This is a genomic window from Virgibacillus sp. W0181 (genome assembly GCF_051846915.1).
Lineage (GTDB): Bacteria > Bacillota > Bacilli > Bacillales > Amphibacillaceae > JBPYCR01.
Genome location: NZ_JBPYCR010000001.1, coordinates 157683 through 177203 on the forward strand (window position 1 = coordinate 157683; position 19521 = coordinate 177203).

Annotated in this window: 16 protein-coding genes; 1 reads left to right on the top strand and 15 read right to left on the bottom strand. The window is 35.0% G+C overall.

Annotated elements, in window-relative coordinates:
• Positions 1-286: 286 nt before the first annotated feature.
• The 9 genes from ACLIBG_RS00825 to ACLIBG_RS00865 all read right to left on the bottom strand — a co-directional run bounded on the left by ACLIBG_RS00825 (position 287) and on the right by ACLIBG_RS00865 (position 10502).
• Positions 287-2170, bottom strand: a complete 1884-nt coding sequence (locus tag ACLIBG_RS00825) for an ImmA/IrrE family metallo-endopeptidase (RefSeq protein ID WP_439310788.1) — start codon at positions 2168-2170, stop codon at positions 287-289.
• A 20-nt stretch (positions 2171-2190) separates the two neighbouring features.
• Positions 2191-2982, bottom strand: a complete 792-nt coding sequence (locus tag ACLIBG_RS00830) for an abortive infection family protein (RefSeq protein WP_439310789.1) — start codon at positions 2980-2982, stop codon at positions 2191-2193.
• 46 nt (positions 2983-3028) lie between these two features.
• Positions 3029-4279 carry an LlaJI family restriction endonuclease gene (locus tag ACLIBG_RS00835; RefSeq protein ID WP_439310883.1) on the bottom strand — a complete coding sequence of 417 codons (1251 nt, stop codon included), beginning with the start codon at positions 4277-4279 and terminating at the stop codon, positions 3029-3031.
• A gap of 33 nt (positions 4280-4312) precedes the next feature.
• Positions 4313-5263 (bottom strand): McrB family protein, encoded by a 951-nt coding sequence (locus ACLIBG_RS00840; protein ID WP_439310790.1) that lies wholly within the window; start codon positions 5261-5263, stop codon positions 4313-4315.
• A gap of 12 nt (positions 5264-5275) precedes the next feature.
• Positions 5276-6133 carry a hypothetical protein gene (locus ACLIBG_RS00845; protein ID WP_439310791.1) on the bottom strand — a complete coding sequence of 286 codons (858 nt, stop codon included), beginning with the start codon at positions 6131-6133 and terminating at the stop codon, positions 5276-5278.
• 13 nt (positions 6134-6146) lie between these two features.
• Complete coding sequence (locus ACLIBG_RS00850; RefSeq protein WP_439310792.1) at positions 6147-8003, bottom strand: Dam family site-specific DNA-(adenine-N6)-methyltransferase; 1857 nt, start codon at positions 8001-8003, stop codon at positions 6147-6149.
• A gap of 19 nt (positions 8004-8022) precedes the next feature.
• The gene (locus tag ACLIBG_RS00855; protein WP_439310793.1) at positions 8023-8202 is read right to left on the bottom strand and encodes a helix-turn-helix domain-containing protein; all 180 of its coding nucleotides are present in this window, start codon (positions 8200-8202) and stop codon (positions 8023-8025) included.
• A 258-nt stretch (positions 8203-8460) separates the two neighbouring features.
• Positions 8461-9843, bottom strand: coding sequence for a 23S rRNA (uracil(1939)-C(5))-methyltransferase RlmD (gene rlmD, locus ACLIBG_RS00860; protein ID WP_439310794.1), 1383 nt, complete (start codon positions 9841-9843; stop codon positions 8461-8463).
• 209 nt (positions 9844-10052) lie between these two features.
• Complete coding sequence (locus tag ACLIBG_RS00865; protein ID WP_439310795.1) at positions 10053-10502, bottom strand: YndM family protein; 450 nt, start codon at positions 10500-10502, stop codon at positions 10053-10055.
• 748 nt (positions 10503-11250) lie between these two features.
• Between ACLIBG_RS00865 and ACLIBG_RS00870 the strand changes: the two genes are divergently transcribed.
• Positions 11251-12414, top strand: coding sequence for an aminotransferase A (locus ACLIBG_RS00870; RefSeq protein WP_439310796.1), 1164 nt, complete (start codon positions 11251-11253; stop codon positions 12412-12414).
• Between the two features lie 151 nt (positions 12415-12565).
• Here ACLIBG_RS00870 and ACLIBG_RS00875 read toward each other — a convergent pair whose 3' ends face one another.
• The 6 genes from ACLIBG_RS00875 to ACLIBG_RS00900 form a co-directional block, all read right to left on the bottom strand.
• On the bottom strand, positions 12566-13018 hold the full coding sequence (locus ACLIBG_RS00875) for a hypothetical protein (protein WP_439310797.1): 453 nt from the start codon (positions 13016-13018) through the stop codon (positions 12566-12568).
• A 12-nt stretch (positions 13019-13030) separates the two neighbouring features.
• Positions 13031-13834, bottom strand: a complete 804-nt coding sequence (locus ACLIBG_RS00880) for a DUF3100 domain-containing protein (RefSeq protein ID WP_439310798.1) — start codon at positions 13832-13834, stop codon at positions 13031-13033.
• 239 nt (positions 13835-14073) lie between these two features.
• Entirely contained in the window at positions 14074-14952 is an 879-nt protein-coding gene (locus ACLIBG_RS00885; protein ID WP_439310799.1) for an NAD(P)-dependent oxidoreductase, read from the bottom strand.
• 299 nt (positions 14953-15251) lie between these two features.
• Positions 15252-16703 (bottom strand): aldehyde dehydrogenase family protein, encoded by a 1452-nt coding sequence (locus tag ACLIBG_RS00890; RefSeq protein WP_439310800.1) that lies wholly within the window; start codon positions 16701-16703, stop codon positions 15252-15254.
• A 78-nt stretch (positions 16704-16781) separates the two neighbouring features.
• The gene (locus ACLIBG_RS00895; RefSeq protein ID WP_439310801.1) at positions 16782-18404 is read right to left on the bottom strand and encodes a helix-turn-helix domain-containing protein; all 1623 of its coding nucleotides are present in this window, start codon (positions 18402-18404) and stop codon (positions 16782-16784) included.
• A 135-nt stretch (positions 18405-18539) separates the two neighbouring features.
• Positions 18540-19472 (bottom strand): diacylglycerol kinase, encoded by a 933-nt coding sequence (locus tag ACLIBG_RS00900; protein WP_439310802.1) that lies wholly within the window; start codon positions 19470-19472, stop codon positions 18540-18542.
• Positions 19473-19521 lie beyond the last annotated feature (49 nt).

Consider the following 19521-nt stretch of genomic DNA (forward strand, 5'->3'; position numbering starts at 1 on the left):
CTTAAAAAAGTGCGCAACAAGGTAAGGGCACTAATATTGAGACACTACAATCCTGGTTCGGATTGCGTACTTCAATATGTATCCTTTGCCCTTATTGCAAATCAGGCATTTGATATTTTTTTAATCTATCTAAAGTGTATAATGAAATTCTGCATTGCGGTCGGACATGGTTATGCCCGTTTTGAGCATAAAAAATAGGCTAATACTACTTCATTTATAAAAATGAAGTAGTATTAGCCCGCATAAAATCAACAAAACAAAAACGGACATGAGCATGTCCGCTTTTTCATAAAGTTACATCATATTTTTTTAAAAAATCTCTTGTTTCATCTACTGATTTCCCTTGAAAATACATTAAAACATATCGATACCATTGATGACTAGTTACTCTTGTTGATAATCGATGTGCGGATTGATCTATAATGTGAAAACTAATTTCAGGTGGTAAGTATAAAGCTATACATATCGCCACTAAAGTTTCCAAGCTACCATTAGATTCACCATTGAATATCCTTCGTACTTGACGATCATCCATAGGGATTTTTGCTGCTATTTCTTTATAGGTTAACCCGCGCCAATCTTTAACTTTAGCTAAGCAATCACAAAAATCATTACTCATCTTTCCGTACATTTCCATATTCTCCATGATAACTTTTTCCAAAAATAATTCTTGTTTTTCTGGTGTTGAATTTTCGTAGCCTTGATGAAAACTAATATCAAATTCAAATGGGGAGTTCTCATCTCGATTCAGCACACATTCACTATGATAATTTGCACCTATTCTGTCACTCGAGCGTACTGTAATTGTAAAAACCAAACAACATTCATTCATGTTGTGCCTTGCATAATTTGTTAATGTTAAATTACCAAATAAATCTTTTTCAACATATTTAGGAGTGTTTAATACAAAATGCGAATCTATATAAACATAGCGACCGCTAGATGTAAGCCTTGCAAAATCAGCATCAGTGAATGATAATATTCCCGCATCAACTGCTCCAATTGAAAAGGTTTGATTTCTTTCTAGTGTGCCTTTTTTAAAGCTATGGGTTGGAATATATCTTCCGTCTATGAAATTAAACGCTCCCATTGCTTCATCATAACCAGCATCAATCATTCTAATTTTTGCTGCTAAACGAGAAACCCCAAAAAACTCTGCAAGTTTATCAATGGTTTCCTCTATTATGGCTAGCAAATCATTAGTTTTATTTTCTTTCATTAAATCTTGTATTACTAAATATGCCTCTTGTTTAAACATATTCAAAGGCATTAATATCTTAGGTGCTAAACTATTAGCCTGCCACTCCATCCAGTCAATATAATCTTTTTCATTACCTTTTACTCCACCTGAAACTTTACAATTAATCTTTGTAATTTCTTCATCAAATAAACTTTTTAAAATAAACGCTTTTTTGTGGAGGTGCCAATGGACACATTCATGAACAATCGTGTTGTTATAGGACCCTAAGTTTCTCAAGAAATAACAATTTGGATCAACTACAATGCTACCCGATTCCATATATTCCTGGATATAGCTCTCAGTGCTTTCATCATAAAATAATGTATTCGTATCTTTAAAATATATTTGACCAAATACACTACCATCTTTTGTAATTGTTCTACTAAACACTTTCAAGTTCATCTTTGTTGCTAATAGTATTGGATCTATTGGCGTAGGTGTTATCAATGATTCAGGATAATATTCTTTCAGAAAATTCTCAGCTACTTTTTCAAATTCTTCTTTTTTGATTATAGGTACAAAATATTCCGATAATTTATTATTGACTTTAGAACGATTTCTACTTTGATTATATACTTCAATCTGTTTTATTTTAAACTGTTGAAAATTACTTTCCATATTTGTTAAGCACTCTAAAATAAACCATTGTTCTCCTATCTCACGCTCATCAACAATTCGCTTATTTGTATCACTAACCTCTATGTAAGCCTCTATCAACACATCAAAGGCAATGATTGAACCTGGTAAATCCTCAACATAAACTTTCTTAATTACTATGTCCGATAATTCAATCTCATCTATTTCTTCAACAATACTCAGACGAATGTCTAGTTTATCTGAATGATTAGAAATGAAGTCCTGAAGAGCGTCAAACAACTCATTATAAAACTTCACTTCCACATAATTATTAAATGAATGTTCGATTCCCATATACAAGACTTCCTTTCAATTTATTTGCTATTAATATGCAATTTATAAGTATCCCAGGTAAACTGTACTATTGTTAATGATGCATTCATTGCCAATTTAGCATATCTAATAGGTAACTCTTTATAGTTTTTACCTTTTCCATGCCCGTCACCTTTATCATTTCTAAGTGAATTTAAACCATCAACTACTTGAATAAAACTACTTAATATTTTTTTAACGTCATTATTATTTTTCGCTGATATATTTTCTTTAGGATCCAAATTCAACTTAAGAAAAACCTGTTTTCTTAATTGAGCGATAGTCGATGTAGTTGGATAATCCACGCCTAAATCATCTAATATATGTTTAAAGCACGACTCTAATAATTCTTTTGACTTACCTATTACATCAGAAGGTGATTTTTCCACTAGCGACATCATAATACTTAATTGACTATCTATATATTTGTCGTTGAATCTTTCCTTCGCATTTATTATCAACTTTTCACTAAACAAATCGTTGTACGTAAACCTAGATAGAATATTTTTAAGCTTTGGATAAAGCTTCTTTTGTTCCTCTGATAACAATCCATCTATGTCTTGAAAATCTATGTATTCTATTAAATCAAAAATCAATTTTAAAACATTCTCACTACTAGCATCATCGATGAATGCTTCGAAAGATTTTCCTTTTGATAATCTATATCGTAATTTCAAAGGTATTCCTACAGATTTTAAAGTGAAGTCATCAAATTCTTTATCAGTAAAATCAAGTATATAACCACTTTCATTGAAAAATCTCTTGAAAAAATTCACTTCATTAAACGTAAGCATATTATCCCCTTAAAAATTTTATTGGTTTGCATCATTAAAAAGTATATTAACTTGATACATAGTGCATCATAACTTCTTGAACATTCAAATAATGCTCTATAATCTTAAGGCCTTTTGTTCTATTTCCTCTATAATGTGGAGATAAAAAGAAATGTAAACTTGAATTGGAAACATCACCCGGTAAAATTAATGCACTATATATATGTTTATCCCCCTCGAACTTCCCTCTCAATAGCTCATTATAGGAAAATTGTTTATAATTCATATCATTAACTTTATAGTAATATTTAGAGTCAAAAATGAATATTGCATCATTGCTTTTCGCAAAATGATCCAATCTGATTTTAAACTTGTGAGGTGATACATCCACTTCAAACTCTTTACTTGTAAATGTAATTCGAGAAGCGTTAAAACTTTTATTAAATATAAGTTTATTATTAATTTCATCTACACCTTGAAAATAATCGTTTAAATATATTTCAACCATTTCTTCCCAAATCCTATCAAAATAATTTATTTTGATATGGACCTCTCCACCTTGAGAAGATTTACTATACTGTTCAAAGAAGTCGATTAAATTGTCCACTAAACTTTTATCAGCATCCTTAAATATTCTATTTCTAAGTAATCTAAGTTGATTAATTGTGTAATCACGATACTTTAGGAAATCAAATGTTGTTCTATAAGAATTAATTACAGGTAAATTTATAAATAGCGGAAAACTTTTAATTGTATGGTTTATTACAAATACCATACACTCACTTAAAAAAACATTATAAGTTCTCTTTCTTTTCTTATACAGAGGAGAATAAAGGATATTTCCTTCACTAATTATTACATTTGATTTTTGAATTGTTTGCTTCCACGCAATATCGCCACTTATATTTGGTTTAATTTCCATTGTGTTTTCTCTATATACTCCAAAATGCTGGTAATATTTATAAATAGCAAAAAAGGGTGCAAAGGGATAATCTGATTTAAATTCTGGCTCGAATCCAAAATGTCGATTAGCTTTTGCCTTTGTTTTGCTACTATCCATATACTTCATCATAACATCAAATAATAATTTAACGTCTCTTTGATTTACATTACCTGCGTTATTCATTACCTCTAATTGGTTTTCACTATAAAAATGTTTTGGAAAAACCACTAAGTTTCTCTTGTCACTTAATATAATACCGACAAAATCGAAAACTTCTTTTCCAATTGACTTTATGTATTTTATGTCCCCTTTGTAAATATTAAAAAGTGATACGTCTATTTGTGATATATCAAAATTATCTTGACCCACATGCATATTCACTAACATATCCTCCTAAGTTATAAACAGTTATAATGAATTATTCAGCCACAAGTCAAGGCATTCTAAAAACCTATCACTGAATATTTTTTTATCATCTTCAAACGCATCGTATATCTCTGAAAAACTAGTTAAAGATTCGTCAAATAAAAATATCTCTGTACTATAACTAGACTTTTGAATGTCTTCCCATAAATAATGTAATAATTTGTTTTTAACTTGTTCTTTATGCTCTGATGCTGCTGCATTTTCATTAAACTTTATGAAAAACTGCCCTAATTGTTTATCTTCCCCTAAACTCAAAAAACGAGTGTCGGATATAAACTTATTTAAGGTCCCGTATAAATCTACCCAACTAACATCCTGATAATTATTGTTATTATCACGATAAACTCTTATATCAACATTATTTTTATAAGGTTTCACAGTCGGGACTGGTTTTGTACTAATATATTCCCAATCAAATCGTCTTTTAAAAGCTGTATCCATAACAAAAACATTTTGATCGCTTGTATTGACTGTACCAATAATGTTGAAGTTTGGAGGAAGCTTCACTTTATCATCTGGAATCGCTATAATATCTTCAGCAATTATTTCATTGTTTATAAAAAACTTACTATATCCAACATTCATCCCCTGCGTTTCTCTATCTAAGAGTTGAAATATGTCACCAAATATTGCAGCACAGTCTCCTCTAGACATTTCTTCAATAACTAAAAAAACCATTTTTGATGTGTCTTCATAAGCTTTCTCTAGTGCTCTTGTGAATACCCCTTTAGAATATTCATAAGTTATTTGAGAGTTACCAGCACCCGTGCTTTTGACCGTTGGAAGTAGCTGCCCTACAAAATCACTGTAAGTATATTCTGGATGAAATGTAGTTCTGAAGACTCTATCTTCTGAGATTCCTAACGATTTAATATATTCATCAACACTGTGACTTTTACCAGTCCCTGGGGCTCCATAATAAATAATTTGCATTTTGTATACCTCCTAAATTATTGAATTCAATTTTGAAACATAGTTTCTTATTTTTTCAATTAAACTTTGATTAACTCCATTAAAGCTATCGAAGTTAATTCGATAATTTTTATCTATCGCCATGTAAATTGCTGGTAGCACCCTTAATAAATACCTATAAACTTCTGATGAAGGATTTTCTGAATTAACGATTAAACCAGACAACAATATTAATTCTTTCTGCACATCATTTACTTCAAAGTAATTATTAGAACCGTTTGATAGTAAAAGATTATCTAATTCTTCCAAACCTATCAACCTGTCTCTGTTACCGATAGGATGAGAAGACCCAAGAACATCATGGTAGCCTCGATTAAACATATCAATATAGTTAAATCCTAGTAATTCCGAACAAACAAAACTAACTTTAACAGCTCTTTGAGACGATCTATTGGTTTCATTTAAATTCACAATATACACAGGCCTATTATTAAAATATAGATTATTAGTACGATTTAAAACGCTATCAGAAATCCCTAGAAGAGTAGGCATAACTTGTCTTGTTAAAAAATCATTACCAGAATTTAATTTAGGATGTATATAAAAGAAAAGCCCGTCTATTCTACCATCCTCTGTTTCAAAGTAACCAGAATATATGGAACTATTACCTGAGTTCTCAATTGTACTTTTAATGTTTTCTTTTGTGTCGAATCTGCATTCCACTACTTTTAATTTTGGATAATTCTTATTCAATTTTTGAAGCATTGCCTCAATCATTTCTTGTGCAGAACCTATACCAATTTCTAGCCATTTTGACTGAACTTCAGCACTTAAGTAAGCTTCATTTAATTTTTCTTCAAACTCGTTCGGCAATACTAAAATACGCTTCAACCTACTTCACTCCTTAATAATTTAATATTAAAACTTCATTCTTTTTATAACGCCAACCACTAGTACCTATATCCACAACACGATACCCATGCTCTTCTACCCATTTTTCAAGTAAATGATTTGTTTTCCCTCGATGATGCATAACATTAGATAAAATGAACTTATGCCCTATTGAGTTTAAATAGTTTAAAGTATTTAATAACTCGACTTCTTCATCAGCGCTCCAACCTTTCATTCCACGTCTACCATCGTTATATGCCGCACTTGTTATAAAATATGGAGGATCAAAATAAAAAACTGTACCTTTTTCATATAAATCCCAATCTAAATCAGTATAATCTAAATTCAACATTGTTAACTTCGGAGCCCTTACTTTAAATTCTTTTATTCTAGTTTTTATATCTTCACTGTATCCCGCAACCCCTATTGGAGTATTAAATTTCTGTGAATTATTATAACGAATCATATTTTGAAACGAGTACATATGGAGGGCATATAAATATTTTGGAGAATTATCTACGTTATTGTAATAATCTCGCAAAATTAGATACTGTTCTTTATCACCTTTATTCAAATCAAATTCTGAAATTACACCTTCGATTTCTTCGATTAACTTATTACTATCATTTTTAAGCAACCATTCTACAACTCCAAAAACATATGGATTCAATTCATTATAAACAACTTCTTTTTTAGCTGTAACATTAGCCCCTACATTAAAGGCTCCACCCATTACATCTACAAAAGTATCTATAGAATAAGGTAAATGTTTTAATATTTCAGGTAAAAGTGTATCTTTACTTCCAGAATAATTTAAAGGTGATTTCATCAAAGTGTTTTCTTTTTCAAAGTAAATAATCACTTCTTTTAGTTTTCGTCCATTCCCTTTACTACTAGAACGATGATTTCTATATTCTTGATATTGATAATACTCGACTTCTACTTTTGAATCTTTTGCGAACATCTTTGCAATTTCAATTAACTCGTCTAATGGCACCAAAGCTTGGTTACTATAACTAATTAAAACGTGTTTAAAATTTAATTGTCTCAATAAATCTTCGAATTGCTCTTTAGCTACTGTTCTTCTTGCATACAACGAATTTTTATTACCCCTACCTCTTTTTCCACCTATGCCCTTTATTTCTGGAAAATCATATTTTGCAATTGTCTCAAGCATATGATATGCAGAAACATATTGAGTAACCGTGTAAGGTGGGTCTATATATGCTATGTCACCGCTAATTCTTCTCACTAAATCATTTGTATCTTCATTATAAATTTCATGTTTAAAAATATTATCTTCATATTCTTCAAATTCTAATGGCAATAATGTAAATTCTTTTTCGGCTCTAGGATCCCAAAACTTAAAGAAAGCCTCATATGTACCTGATGTATTAGAATATCTAGTCACACTTTGAAGTAACGAAGCTAACAAAAAGAAGTATTCACTTTCATCAATCCACTTTTCTTTATACAGTTCTTCGATTGTTATTCTAACTCCATCTATTTTTGCTCCATTTGATTCTGTGAAAAACATTCTATCTCCTACAGGGGTGTAGTTGTTATATACAAAAAAGTTTTTATCCGGATTAAATGATAGTTTATTTAAGTAATCAAATATATTAATTTCAAAGTTTTTCTCAAATTTTGAAAAGGCTGGTATACTATAGTTTTCAAGTTTTGCTCGGTTAATGACATATGAATAATATAAAAAATCATTGGAAATTATATTAAATCTATTCTTAAAATAATCTCCAACACTACCTGTTCCAGAAAATAAGTCTCCAAAAACTTTACCCTCAATGTTATATTTATCTATTACACTTTCTATAAATGTTAATAATCTAGTTTTATTACCTAAGTATCGCAAAAAAATTCACCTTCTGATTTTAATCTTTCTTATATTTTCTTTTTCTTTTATCCTGAGGCTTTCTAGCAGTAAGGGGAATGGCCCATACAAGCCCAACCTTAGTCACACCCTCAATTCTTCCTTCTTCGCATAATTTTTGAACTCTTCTCTTAGATATTCCCCACTTTTCCGCCGCTTCTTTAGCAGAAATATATTCCATATCCATATCCCTCACATTTTAAAGATACTACTATTATATTCCCAAGTGCGAACAATATCAATTAATCTCTATATAATTTTTAATTAAATAAACTTAATCTATCCTGTCAACTCTCCTCCCTAAAAGCCATTCTGTCAACTCAACCCCAAATTCCAGCACTTCCAACATCAACAATAAAAGGGCTTCACCAGTTTATCCACATAAAATAAACAAAGGTGAAACCCTATAAACCTTATTCTATCAACACTTCAACCCTTCTTATTCATCCACTCTTGACATCAATGCAACCAACTCGACATGCATACTCTGCGGGAACATATCGACCGGTTGTACTTCCTTCGTACGATATCCGCCATCTTCCAATATACGCAAATCACGGGCCAATGTAGATGGGTTGCATGATACGTAGACGATTCGATACGGCTGCATGTCGATCATTGCTTCGAGTAATGCTTCATCACAGCCTTTTCTTGGCGGGTCAACAACAATCACATCAGGATTCAGACCTTGTGATTTCCACCATGGCATTACTTTTTCCGCTTCTCCAACGAAAAATTCAGCATTCGTCATTCCGTTTAATTTCGCGTTCAATTTCGCATCGCTGACTGCTTCCGGAACAATTTCAACGCCATATACTTTCTTCGCTTTTTGCGCTAAAAATAAAGAAATCGTTCCGATGCCGCAATATGCATCAATGACAATATCATCGCTACTAACATTGGCGTATTCCAACGCTTTTTCATATAGTTTTTTTGTTTGTGGCGGGTTAATTTGATAAAACGAATTTGATGAAATCGCAAAACGGACATCACCAATCGTATCGTAAATATATTTCTCGCCCCAGATAACATTCGTTTCTTTTCCCATAATAACGTTTGTTTTTCGGTTATTAATATTATGGATGATCGATTTAATATGTGGGTATGTTTCGGTAAGTTCCTTCACTAGTTCTTCCTTATGTGGAATCTTTTTGGTTCTCGTGATGAGGACGATCATCGTTTCATAGGTCTCTCGCCCGGTACGCACCATAATATGCCGTAAAACGCCACAATCATTTTTTTCGTCATATGCCGGAATAGCTAGTTTATCTGCTATTCTTCTGACAGCTTCTACCATTCGATCATTCACTTCATCTTGCACAACACACGTATCCATATCACTAATAATATCGTGACTTCTCATACGGTAAAATCCAGTAATCAATTCACCGTCTTTTTCGCCGACAGGGATGGCAACCTTATTCCGGTAGCGCCATGGATCTTCCATCCCAATCACCGAATGGACGGGTACATCATCTAGATGGGCAATTTTTTTCATAACGTTTTTTACTTGATTTTGCTTCATTTCAAGCTGCATATTATAGCTCATATGTTGTATTTGACATCCACCACATTTATAAAAAACATCACAAGGAGGCTCTACCCGTTCGGGACTTGCTTGCTTGATTTCAAGCAGTTTACCAAAGCCAAAGTTTTTATTTACCTTTACAACTTTAACTTCCGCTTTTTCCCCGGGCAGGGCATACGGTACAAATATCGGATAACCATCTATTTTGCCAACACCATTCCCCTCGTGCGTTAAGTCTTCAAACTGCAGTGTAATTGTTTCATTTTTCTTTACCGGTGCTGTTCGTTTAGCCATCTTAATCTTCCTTTACTCTTTACCATTTTCGTATTATCCAATATGCATTATTATTTTAACAGTCCCTTATATCGTTTCCATCTTATCATAAATCAAGGCTTTAACGTAAAAGGATATAAAAATTTTTCCTACCTACTTATAGCGAAACAGAAAAAAGCATTCCATCCAATGTTAGTGTCATTGATGGAATGCTCGAAGAAATGATAAGTTTACTTTTCACTGTCATCTCTATTTTCAACTGAAATATTATCCATATCTACTTCTTCGGCAAATTCCGTTTGCAGTTGCCCAGACGATGGAAATTTTGGTTCATTAGCAAACACCTTTTCCTGCATGTATCCGTGAAATAATGGTTCTGTGAAAGTAATAATAAAGGCTACATAGAAAGATACGAGCAGCATCGCCATGGAAGTATCGATAAAAAGGTTGGCTAGCATCCAGACGGACAAAATAAGTAGGCCAAAATCCAAAAATGTAGCGATAACATTTCCAAATTTGCGCAACAATAATAAATCTCCAATGAAATATGCAACACCTGTTACAATCAAACTCATCACAAACAGCATACTAAGTGTTACATTAGTAAAAATCCCAAATAACGAACAAATCACAATAGATACGATAATGAACTTTATAACGATTGCCTTTCCATGATTCATAAGTGGTTCACCCTTTTTATTTCTTAGTATGCCTCCTTCGACATAAAATATAAGCAATCTTTATCACAACGAAGTCTATCAGAAAAGATCTGCTAACAATCAATAAAAAAGGGGGTCAGATTACAACGGGGCATATTTGATATAATAATTCACCAACTTTGCGAATGGAAAATAACCTTCGTTTAACTTTCTCACATTCAATCTCATACTTTTATCAGGTTTTTACCGACATGATCCATGAAACACTCACTAAGCGGATGGTAATTTAAAGACTTTTTTGGGTATGTTGTTTCTTGGTAAAGCTATATCAAATATTTTTGCTTATGACACGGAATTGAATTCCATTTTTTTGGCAGTCCACCCTTTCGTAAAAGTCCTTTGGAGTACAAGTTCAAACCCTTTTTGTGAAGGCATGCCAGGATCAGCTAAATAGATTCTATATCTTGTTAATTGCTAATGATTTTCCAATTGGATCATAACCTCACTTTAGCTTTCTGCAATTTTATGGCCGGAGAGACAGAATGCATGATATTCTTTTATGAATACGAGCACCATTTTGGTAAGATGAGTGTAGGACATGTCTGATGCACTCTCCTTAACTTTGGTAGATAATATACTTATTCAAAAAGCTTGGTGAGGTTTTTTAAATAAAGAAGGTGGTAATTTTAAAAGTCATAAATACAGCAAATAAGATATCATGGAAAATGGGCTATCAAAGTTAAACATAATCACGGAAAGGAAGATATAGATGCGTCATTTATTGAATAAAAATGTTGATAAAATCGAGATTTCAGGGATACGAAAAATTTCCAACAAAATCGACCGTTCTTCAGATGTTGTGAATTTGACATTCGGTCAACCAAATTTTCCAACACCTGATTATATTAAAGCCGCTGGTATGAAAGCGATTGAAGATGATCAAACTGCTTACACAGAAACTGCTGGTTTGTACGAATTGAGACAAGCTGCATGTGACTATGTAAAGGAATTATATGATTTATCCTATAATCCGGAAGATGAAGTAATTGTTACGGTAGGTGCTAGCGAGGCACTTGATATCGCTTTTCGTACAATATTAGATGAGGGTTCTGAGGTTATTATGCCAGCACCTGTCTATGTTGGATATGAACCACTAGTCACATTATGTAATGCAAAATCCGTTTTAGTTGATACAAGGGATAACGGTTTTAAATTGAACGCCCAAATGATCGAAGAAAATATTACCGATAAAACCCGCTGTGTTATGCTCCCTTATCCTAGCAATCCGACAGGTTCTATACTTACAAAAGAAGAAATATTTGAGATAGGAGAATTATTGAGGGATAAAGATATCTTTATTATCGCGGATGAAATTTATAGTGAATTGGTTTATGAAGATACACACTACTCTATTGGAGCAGTTCCAGGATTAAAAGAGAAAACAATTATTATCAATGGGGTATCAAAATCGCACTCTATGACAGGATGGCGCATCGGATTTGCTTTTGCACCCGCTTATTTAATCGACCAATTTTATGCCATCCATTCATTCAATACTGTTTGTGCAAGTACCGTCGGCCAATATGCAGCAACGGAAGCATTGAAACAAGGGGTAAACCGCGAAGAAATTAAGTCAATGAAGAGAGATTATAAAAAACGAAGAGACTTTGTCTATAACCGATTGATAGAAATGGGATTAGATGTAAATGAACCTCAAGGGGCGTTTTATATTTTTCCATCCATTAAAAAAACCGGACTTTCTTCAGAGGAGTTTGCATCAAGGTTGCTTGATGAAGAAAATATTGCTGTGATACCAGGCAGTGCTTTTTCCAAATTCGGGGAAGGGTATATCCGAATTTCTTTCGCACAATCCACGGAAGAACTACAAAAAGGTTTGGACGGGATCGAGCGCTTCTTATCAACCTTTAAATAGTTAGAAATTAGTTAGCGGGGCCTGTTCCTTGAAAAGAACAGACCCCGATTTTACACTAATGATGCAAGTTATAGTCACTACCCTTAATCGAAGCACCATTTGTGAGTGTGAACGTCAAATGAATAGAACGGTTATCGCCGAATTATTTATTTTAGATAATACCTTGCATGCGTAATATCACTTCTGCAATGAGTGCGGACCCTATAAACGTACCTAATAACACAAGACTTGCTACAACAAGTGTTTTCCAACCAAGTTTCATGAAATCAGTCCAAGATCTGCCAATCGCTATCCCGGCATAAGCGAGAATCGGTGTTGCTAAGGCAAGTAGTTGTACTTCACCGGTCCATTCTGCTACCTTTTCAGAGCCGGGCATCCACGGCATAGACACAGCGACACCAATGATTGAAATATACGCAATGCTAGGGAAGTTAATCGGAATCAGCTCACGTAAAATAAACCCTGCTAAACAAATTAAGATAAGTACAATCATACCTGGAACAGCTGCTAAAGGTAAAATATCATAACCTGCCCAGTTACCTAATAATGCGGTAAAGCCAAATATAGCTAATAGTAACGTCCATTCTTGAACATTTTTTAACATGCATATTCCCCCTTATTTTGTCGATTCGGTTTTTCCGCGTGTCATCCATCCATATAATTTTTCCGTTAATGGTAAGCCAATAAAAATACTGACCCATAAGCCTGTGGACAAGGATAATAAGTTACTTGCACCTGCAAAAGCTAATATTTTATCTTCAATTTCTGGAAATGCTGCAACGAGTGATCCACTTGCTGCCGCCATCATACTTCCACTTCCTACCCCTGAAGCCATGGCAAAAGACAGTGGATTGAGCGGGGTTATAGTCGCTAGAAACCCGGAAATCAATCCCATAAAGACAGCACCGAATACCGTACCGAAAATATAAACAGCCATAACTCCACGGCCTTCTGGTGACCCAATCCCAAATTTATCCATAATTAAACCTACGTTCGGTTCACGTGCTACTGAGTGCATCATTCCGATTGCTTCTCGCTTCAAACCTAGCCAAACCGCAACAGGTAGGGCTAAAAAGATCGTTCCTAAGTTACCGAGTTCCTGCAATATCAATGCGGGTCCGGCAGCAATTACCTCCGGGAGTGAAGGACCGATGATAACTCCAATTTTAGCCAATAGTAATGCTACCCCAAGAACGATAATTGGTTCCGCATTTTTGGATTGTTTTTCTTTAACTACTGGTGTGAAATATAAAATAAGTCCAATAATAAGCGCATATAACATTGGTAAAAGCAGAATAACCCCAGGGCCGACCGGAATTTTATGTGTTCCAATCAGTTCTGTGACAACTACCGTTAATAAAACAAGCACATGGAGACGCCAGTCTTTCCAAATGCCGTAAATCGAATTGTTTTCATTCACAGTAATTCCTCCTTGAAATTCAAATTTTATTACACAATTCATGATATACTTTTTGCACTGTAATTGCATTCCAACACAGTTATTTTCTATAATAAGTAAGCTTTTAAGCTGATGAAGGTTGCAATCGTGTTGAGGTGGGATTCTCTCTCTATGACGCGTTTCCCTCTTGATGTCGTGTGTTACTGCCTTGGTCAAGCCTGCACACTTGTGTTGACGCATGTCGCTGTCCTTGGTCTTTCTTATGTTGCCAAAGCTTCAATAATTTCATGGACGGCAGTTGAATCTTTCGAACCGCTTCCTTTGTTGTTTGCAATATTGAACAACTGGTTTGTATTTTGGCTCGAGAATGTTGGTATTTGATTTTGTTCTGCAAGATTTTTGTACAGCTGTAGATCTTTTGTCATGTTGGCAAGCGAAAATTTTACATCTTCAAATGTTTCCTGCAATATATTTGGTCCGAATACATCCATCACCTTTGTTTGAGCGGACCCTTTTTGTAAGATTGCTGCAATTTTTTCTTTCGATATACCTGCTTTTTCCCCAGTTAGCATAGCTTCACTCAATAATGTAATGACACCTGCGACTACCATATTGTTGCAAAGTTTAACAGTTTGACCTGCACCGCTTGGGCCAACATAATCTATATTCTCACCGACAGCTTTCAGCACGTCCTGTATAGATGCGAAAGCCTTTTCATTTCCGCCGACCATAATTGTTAGTGTGCCGGCTTCAGCTCCAGCAGGGCCACCACTTAGCGGACAATCAAAATATTCAATTTTGCGTTCCTGCGCTTTTTCATGTAAGTGGCGTGTCAGTTGTACATCGTTCGTACTCATGTCAATGATACTCGTTTCAGGTCGCATTGCTTGCAGCGCACCGTCATCTTCTTCCAGCAGCAGTTTTTGAATTAATGCAGGAGAAGGTAAGGAGAGAATTAAACAATCAACTTCTTCTGCCAATTTTTTCACATTTTCTGATCGCACCGCCCCCTTTTCAACTAATTTTCCCACAGCCTCTTTATTTATATCATGAATAGATACAATATAACCATTTTTTAATAAATTTTTCACTATGCCCTGGCCCATTAAGCCACAGCCAATAACGCCAATCTTTTTCAAACGATCAGTCCTCTCTTGATGTTTATTTGCTCTCTAGTGCATTCATTCGTAATTGATCTTATTTTGGAAAATTCAACACCCGCTCTTGTGCAGAGCAGATGACGAATTCCAGGTTAATTTTTACTTCTTGCTCAATATCATTTAACACATTTCACATTGAAAGAACACGTGTAGCACAAGTTAAAAAGCCAGCTTTCAATCTATGAAGGTCAGTTGTATAAAAAGCCGATCATTGCAGATTTTTGTAATCTACTTATTCGTAAGGTTTTATTTCGCTTCCTTGACTTGCAATTCATTCGTTATGGCCTCATATAAACAGCTTTGTAGTCCGTCCAGAAATCGAGTGCAGTAGAACCTTGTTCGCGCGGTCCAATACTTGATGCTTTTTTACCGCCAAACGGGTATTGGTTCTCAAAGTAATTCGATGGTATATTGACATGCGTTACACCGGATTCTACGCGACGAACGAAATCAAACGCTTTATTTAAATCATTTGTGTAAATCGTAGATGATAGCCCGAATTCACTATCATTGGCAAGTTCCAATGCTTCTTCATAGGAATCTACTACAGTAATGCCGATGACAGGACCAAAAATTTCTTCTTTAAAAATCGTCATCTGACTCGTTATCCCGCTGAAAATTGTCGGAGCGACGAAATAACCTTTGTCCAAGCCATTTTCAGTTAATCGTTTGCCTCCATATTCCAATGTTGCTCCTTCATCTATAGCAGAATTAACATAATGCAAGTACGTATTTAATTGATTTTCATCAACGACCGGTCCGTTATCGACATTTTCTCCGAAGCCTTCACCGATGACGAGCTTTTTTGCACGAGCAACAAGTTTTTCTGTTACTTCCTTTGCAATTGAACGAGGCACAATTAGGCGACTCGTTCCTGTACAGCGCTGCCCATTATCCAAGAACCCGCTAATAACAATATTTTCAATCGTTTCATCAATATTGGCATCTTCAAGAATAATCGATGGGTTTTTTCCACCCATTTCTGCCTGCATTTTTGCACCACGTGATGTTACCGCTTTTCCGAGAGTAAGGCCTACATCTGTAGAACCAGTAAATGAAACTGCTTTAATTTTTGGGTGGGATCCGATCGCATCACCAATCACACCGCCAGGTCCTGTTACCATATTAATGACACCAGCCGGAACACCAGCCTGTTCAAACAACTCCATAATTTTTACGCTAATAAGGGAGGTGTTGCTTGCTGGTTTAAAAACAACCGTATTTCCTGCAATAATAGCGGGAGCAATTTTCCAAATTCCTATCCCCAAAGGAAAATTATACGGTGCTATCACACCAACAACGCCTAATGGCTCTCGAACCGTATAGCCAAAAATTCCATTATCCTGTGATGGTATCGTTTCGCCATTCAGTCTCGTCGCTTCGCCACTAAATTGTTTCATCGCATCGATTGTTTTTTGCACTTCCCCATTTGCTTCGCGAAATGACTTACCAACTTCTTTTGTAATAATTGTAGCTAGCTCTTCTCTATGTTTATCAAGTAATTGAATGAGGCGAAATATAACATCTCCGCGTACAGTTGCTGATGTGTTCGCCCAAGCTTCAAATGATTGTTCCGCGGCTTCAATTGCTCGTTCAACATCTTCTTTATTCGAGCGTTGGAACGAACCAAGCACTTCGTCTGTATTTGCTGGGTTGATACTTGCATATGTTTCTTTCGTAGCAGCATCTACCCATTCTCCATTGATGTAATTACCGTACGTATTGCTCATGTTAGCCCTCCTAAAAATATCTCCTGGAATTATCATAATACTATAAATGATAAAAATAAATGTGGCGAGCAACAAATTTTAGCGATTTCTTTTGTTGCCTGCCACATACAATCGAACTGCGATGACGAGATCAACCCAGTTTTGTTCATTATTCAAATCAATCCTTAATTCTTCTTCGATTCTCTTAAGCCGATAATATAAAGTATTTGGATGAATATGTAGTAATTCTGCTGTTTTTTTGTGGTTTTTATTTGATTCAATCAGATGCCGAAGCGTGTTCATAAATGTCGGATCCAACACGAGAAGACGATTTAATTTGTCACGCATAAACGTTTCAATGATGGCAGGATCGACTTCATGCAGCAATCGCTCAAAACCTAACTTCGAATATTCGACCACATGTTGGTCTTCAATACTTTTTGCATACCCAATTGAACGGATTGCTTCCTTGTAAGAAACGGACAATTCCTGAATTTCTGTTTCGCGCCCGACCCCATATAGGATATGTTTTTTTTCGCCCCACTTTCGCTCGATCCCTCTAATAATTTGATCCATTGCGTTTTCTTTTATTTTCGGTATGATGATAATTAACTGATAAGCACGAGTGAACAAAAAGCTGTTTACTGTAACGGCATTCGTTATTTGTTCAATGGAACGGACGAACCATTCTTTTTCAATGAAGCTATTCTGCTGCCAGAGCCGTTCCTTATCCCCTTCAATCACCATACATTGAACCGCCCAAGATTCATCCCATTGCATGTAATAAAGCACACGCTGCAAATCTTCTTTTGCTAATCCTTCCAGCAATTGGTTAAAAACTTCCTCGCGAAAATGGAGGTCCTTTTCATACAGCGCATTGTTTTTAATAAGTTCCAATGCGATAGTCATACTTGCATGTTCAATAGCAATTTTATCCATATCGGAAAACTGTTGAAACTTCTTTTCCAATTCGAGGACGCCGAGAACATCTTTACCACGGACAATCGGAAAAAACATTCCTGTCTCTTCATAAACTAATGTAGGATGATGAACAACTTTTGAATGAATTATCGACTCCAGCAATGCCAATACTTTATCAATTCCGCCTTCCTCGATAATTAGTTTGTAAAACTGATTATGTATCGAAATGGATTGCGTCAATAGAGCATTTTTTTCTTTTAAACTTCGATAAACATTCGAATTATCAATTGCAATAGCACTTTGATCGGCAACGGCTTCAATGACTTGCATATCCTCTTCAGTAAACACACCATCTTGATTAAAGTTATCGACAACTAGCACTCCGAGGCAACGGTCTTTATTTATTAACGGAACACAAAATGCGCTTTTAATTTTTCGTTCATAAACACCTTCAAAATAAGCACGATAATTGGTATCGCTCATATTTGTCATGTACGTATCAATTTCTTTTTCAGAAGCAAATAATTTTGATTGTTTTTCGTCAAATACTTTACCTGCAATCGACTCTCCGGGAGAAAAGAGAATATCTTTCAGCTTATCCTTGTTAACTCCTTCTCCTTCAGCAAATTGGAGTGTATTCGTTGCTTCATCATATAAATAAATAATTAATACATCGGAAACATCAATAAGTTCACTAGCTGCATGAATGACATTCCGTAGCACATCATCAATTTTGAGCGATTGCGTAAGTATTTTATTAATTTCTAACAACTTCTCCACTTTATTTTGAAAACGATGCATCTGCTCACGCCTCCCCTCGTTTACGTAGTCTTTTTACAGAGTAAAATAACCCTTAAAAGCTTTGTGAATGGTTACACATATCACGCTTTTAAGGGTTCAAGTGAAGATAGAAAGATTCAACCCGCAAAATGAACGTTATACGGTATCGTTCATCACGGTTTTCTCCGTATATTTTTCTATAAACTTATCAGACACAAAAAACGGGATGTGCTGCTTTAAATTAATAATCTCTCCAGGCAGCATGCCACCGAATTCTCCGTCCAGATTTAATTGCATTTTTTCTTCAGGTGTTACTCTAATTTGCTTTGCTTGCACATAAATGACTTGTTTATCATCAATATGCGCCCCTCTTACACCTGCCGAAGCAATCCGGATAAATTCAGCCAGATTTGTCTTTTTTAAAATAATTAAATCAAACAATCCATCGTTTGGCTTGGCATCGGGAGCCAATTTTTCAAAACCGCCTACAGAATTAGTATTCGAAACTAAAAAGAGCATAATATCACCTTCGAATACATTCCCATCGTACTCGATTTTAGTTTGAACCGGTTTCAGGAAGGGGAGCATTTCCATCCCTTTCATATAATAAGCAAGTTGGCCAAGCATTGTTTTCAGTCTGCTTGGTACTTCGTAGGTTAGTTCGGTTAATTCACCGCCGCCAGCGATATTCATAAAATAATGATCATTAGCCTTCCCAATATCAAGTGCCATAATTTGCTCTTTTAAAATAATATCCACCGCTTTTTTAATATCACGCGGAATCGCTAACGCTCGTGCAAAATCATTCGTTGTGCCCGCAGGAATAATTCCGAGCTTCGGTCGCTCCTCGGCTTCAGCTATTCCATTGATCACTTCATTAATCGTTCCGTCACCACCAGCAGCAACGACGACATCGAAATTTCTGTCTACAGCTATTCTGGCGGCTTCAATCGCATCACCCTCACATGTTGTTGCGTGAGCGGATGTTTCATAGCCTGCCACTTCAAATCGCTCCAACACATTTGGAAGCTCTCTTTTAAATATCTCTCTTCCTGAAGTTGGATTATAAATGATTCGAGCTCTTTTCAATGGAGCCACCTCCCCCACAATCCCATAAACCTTATTACGAATAGGATGT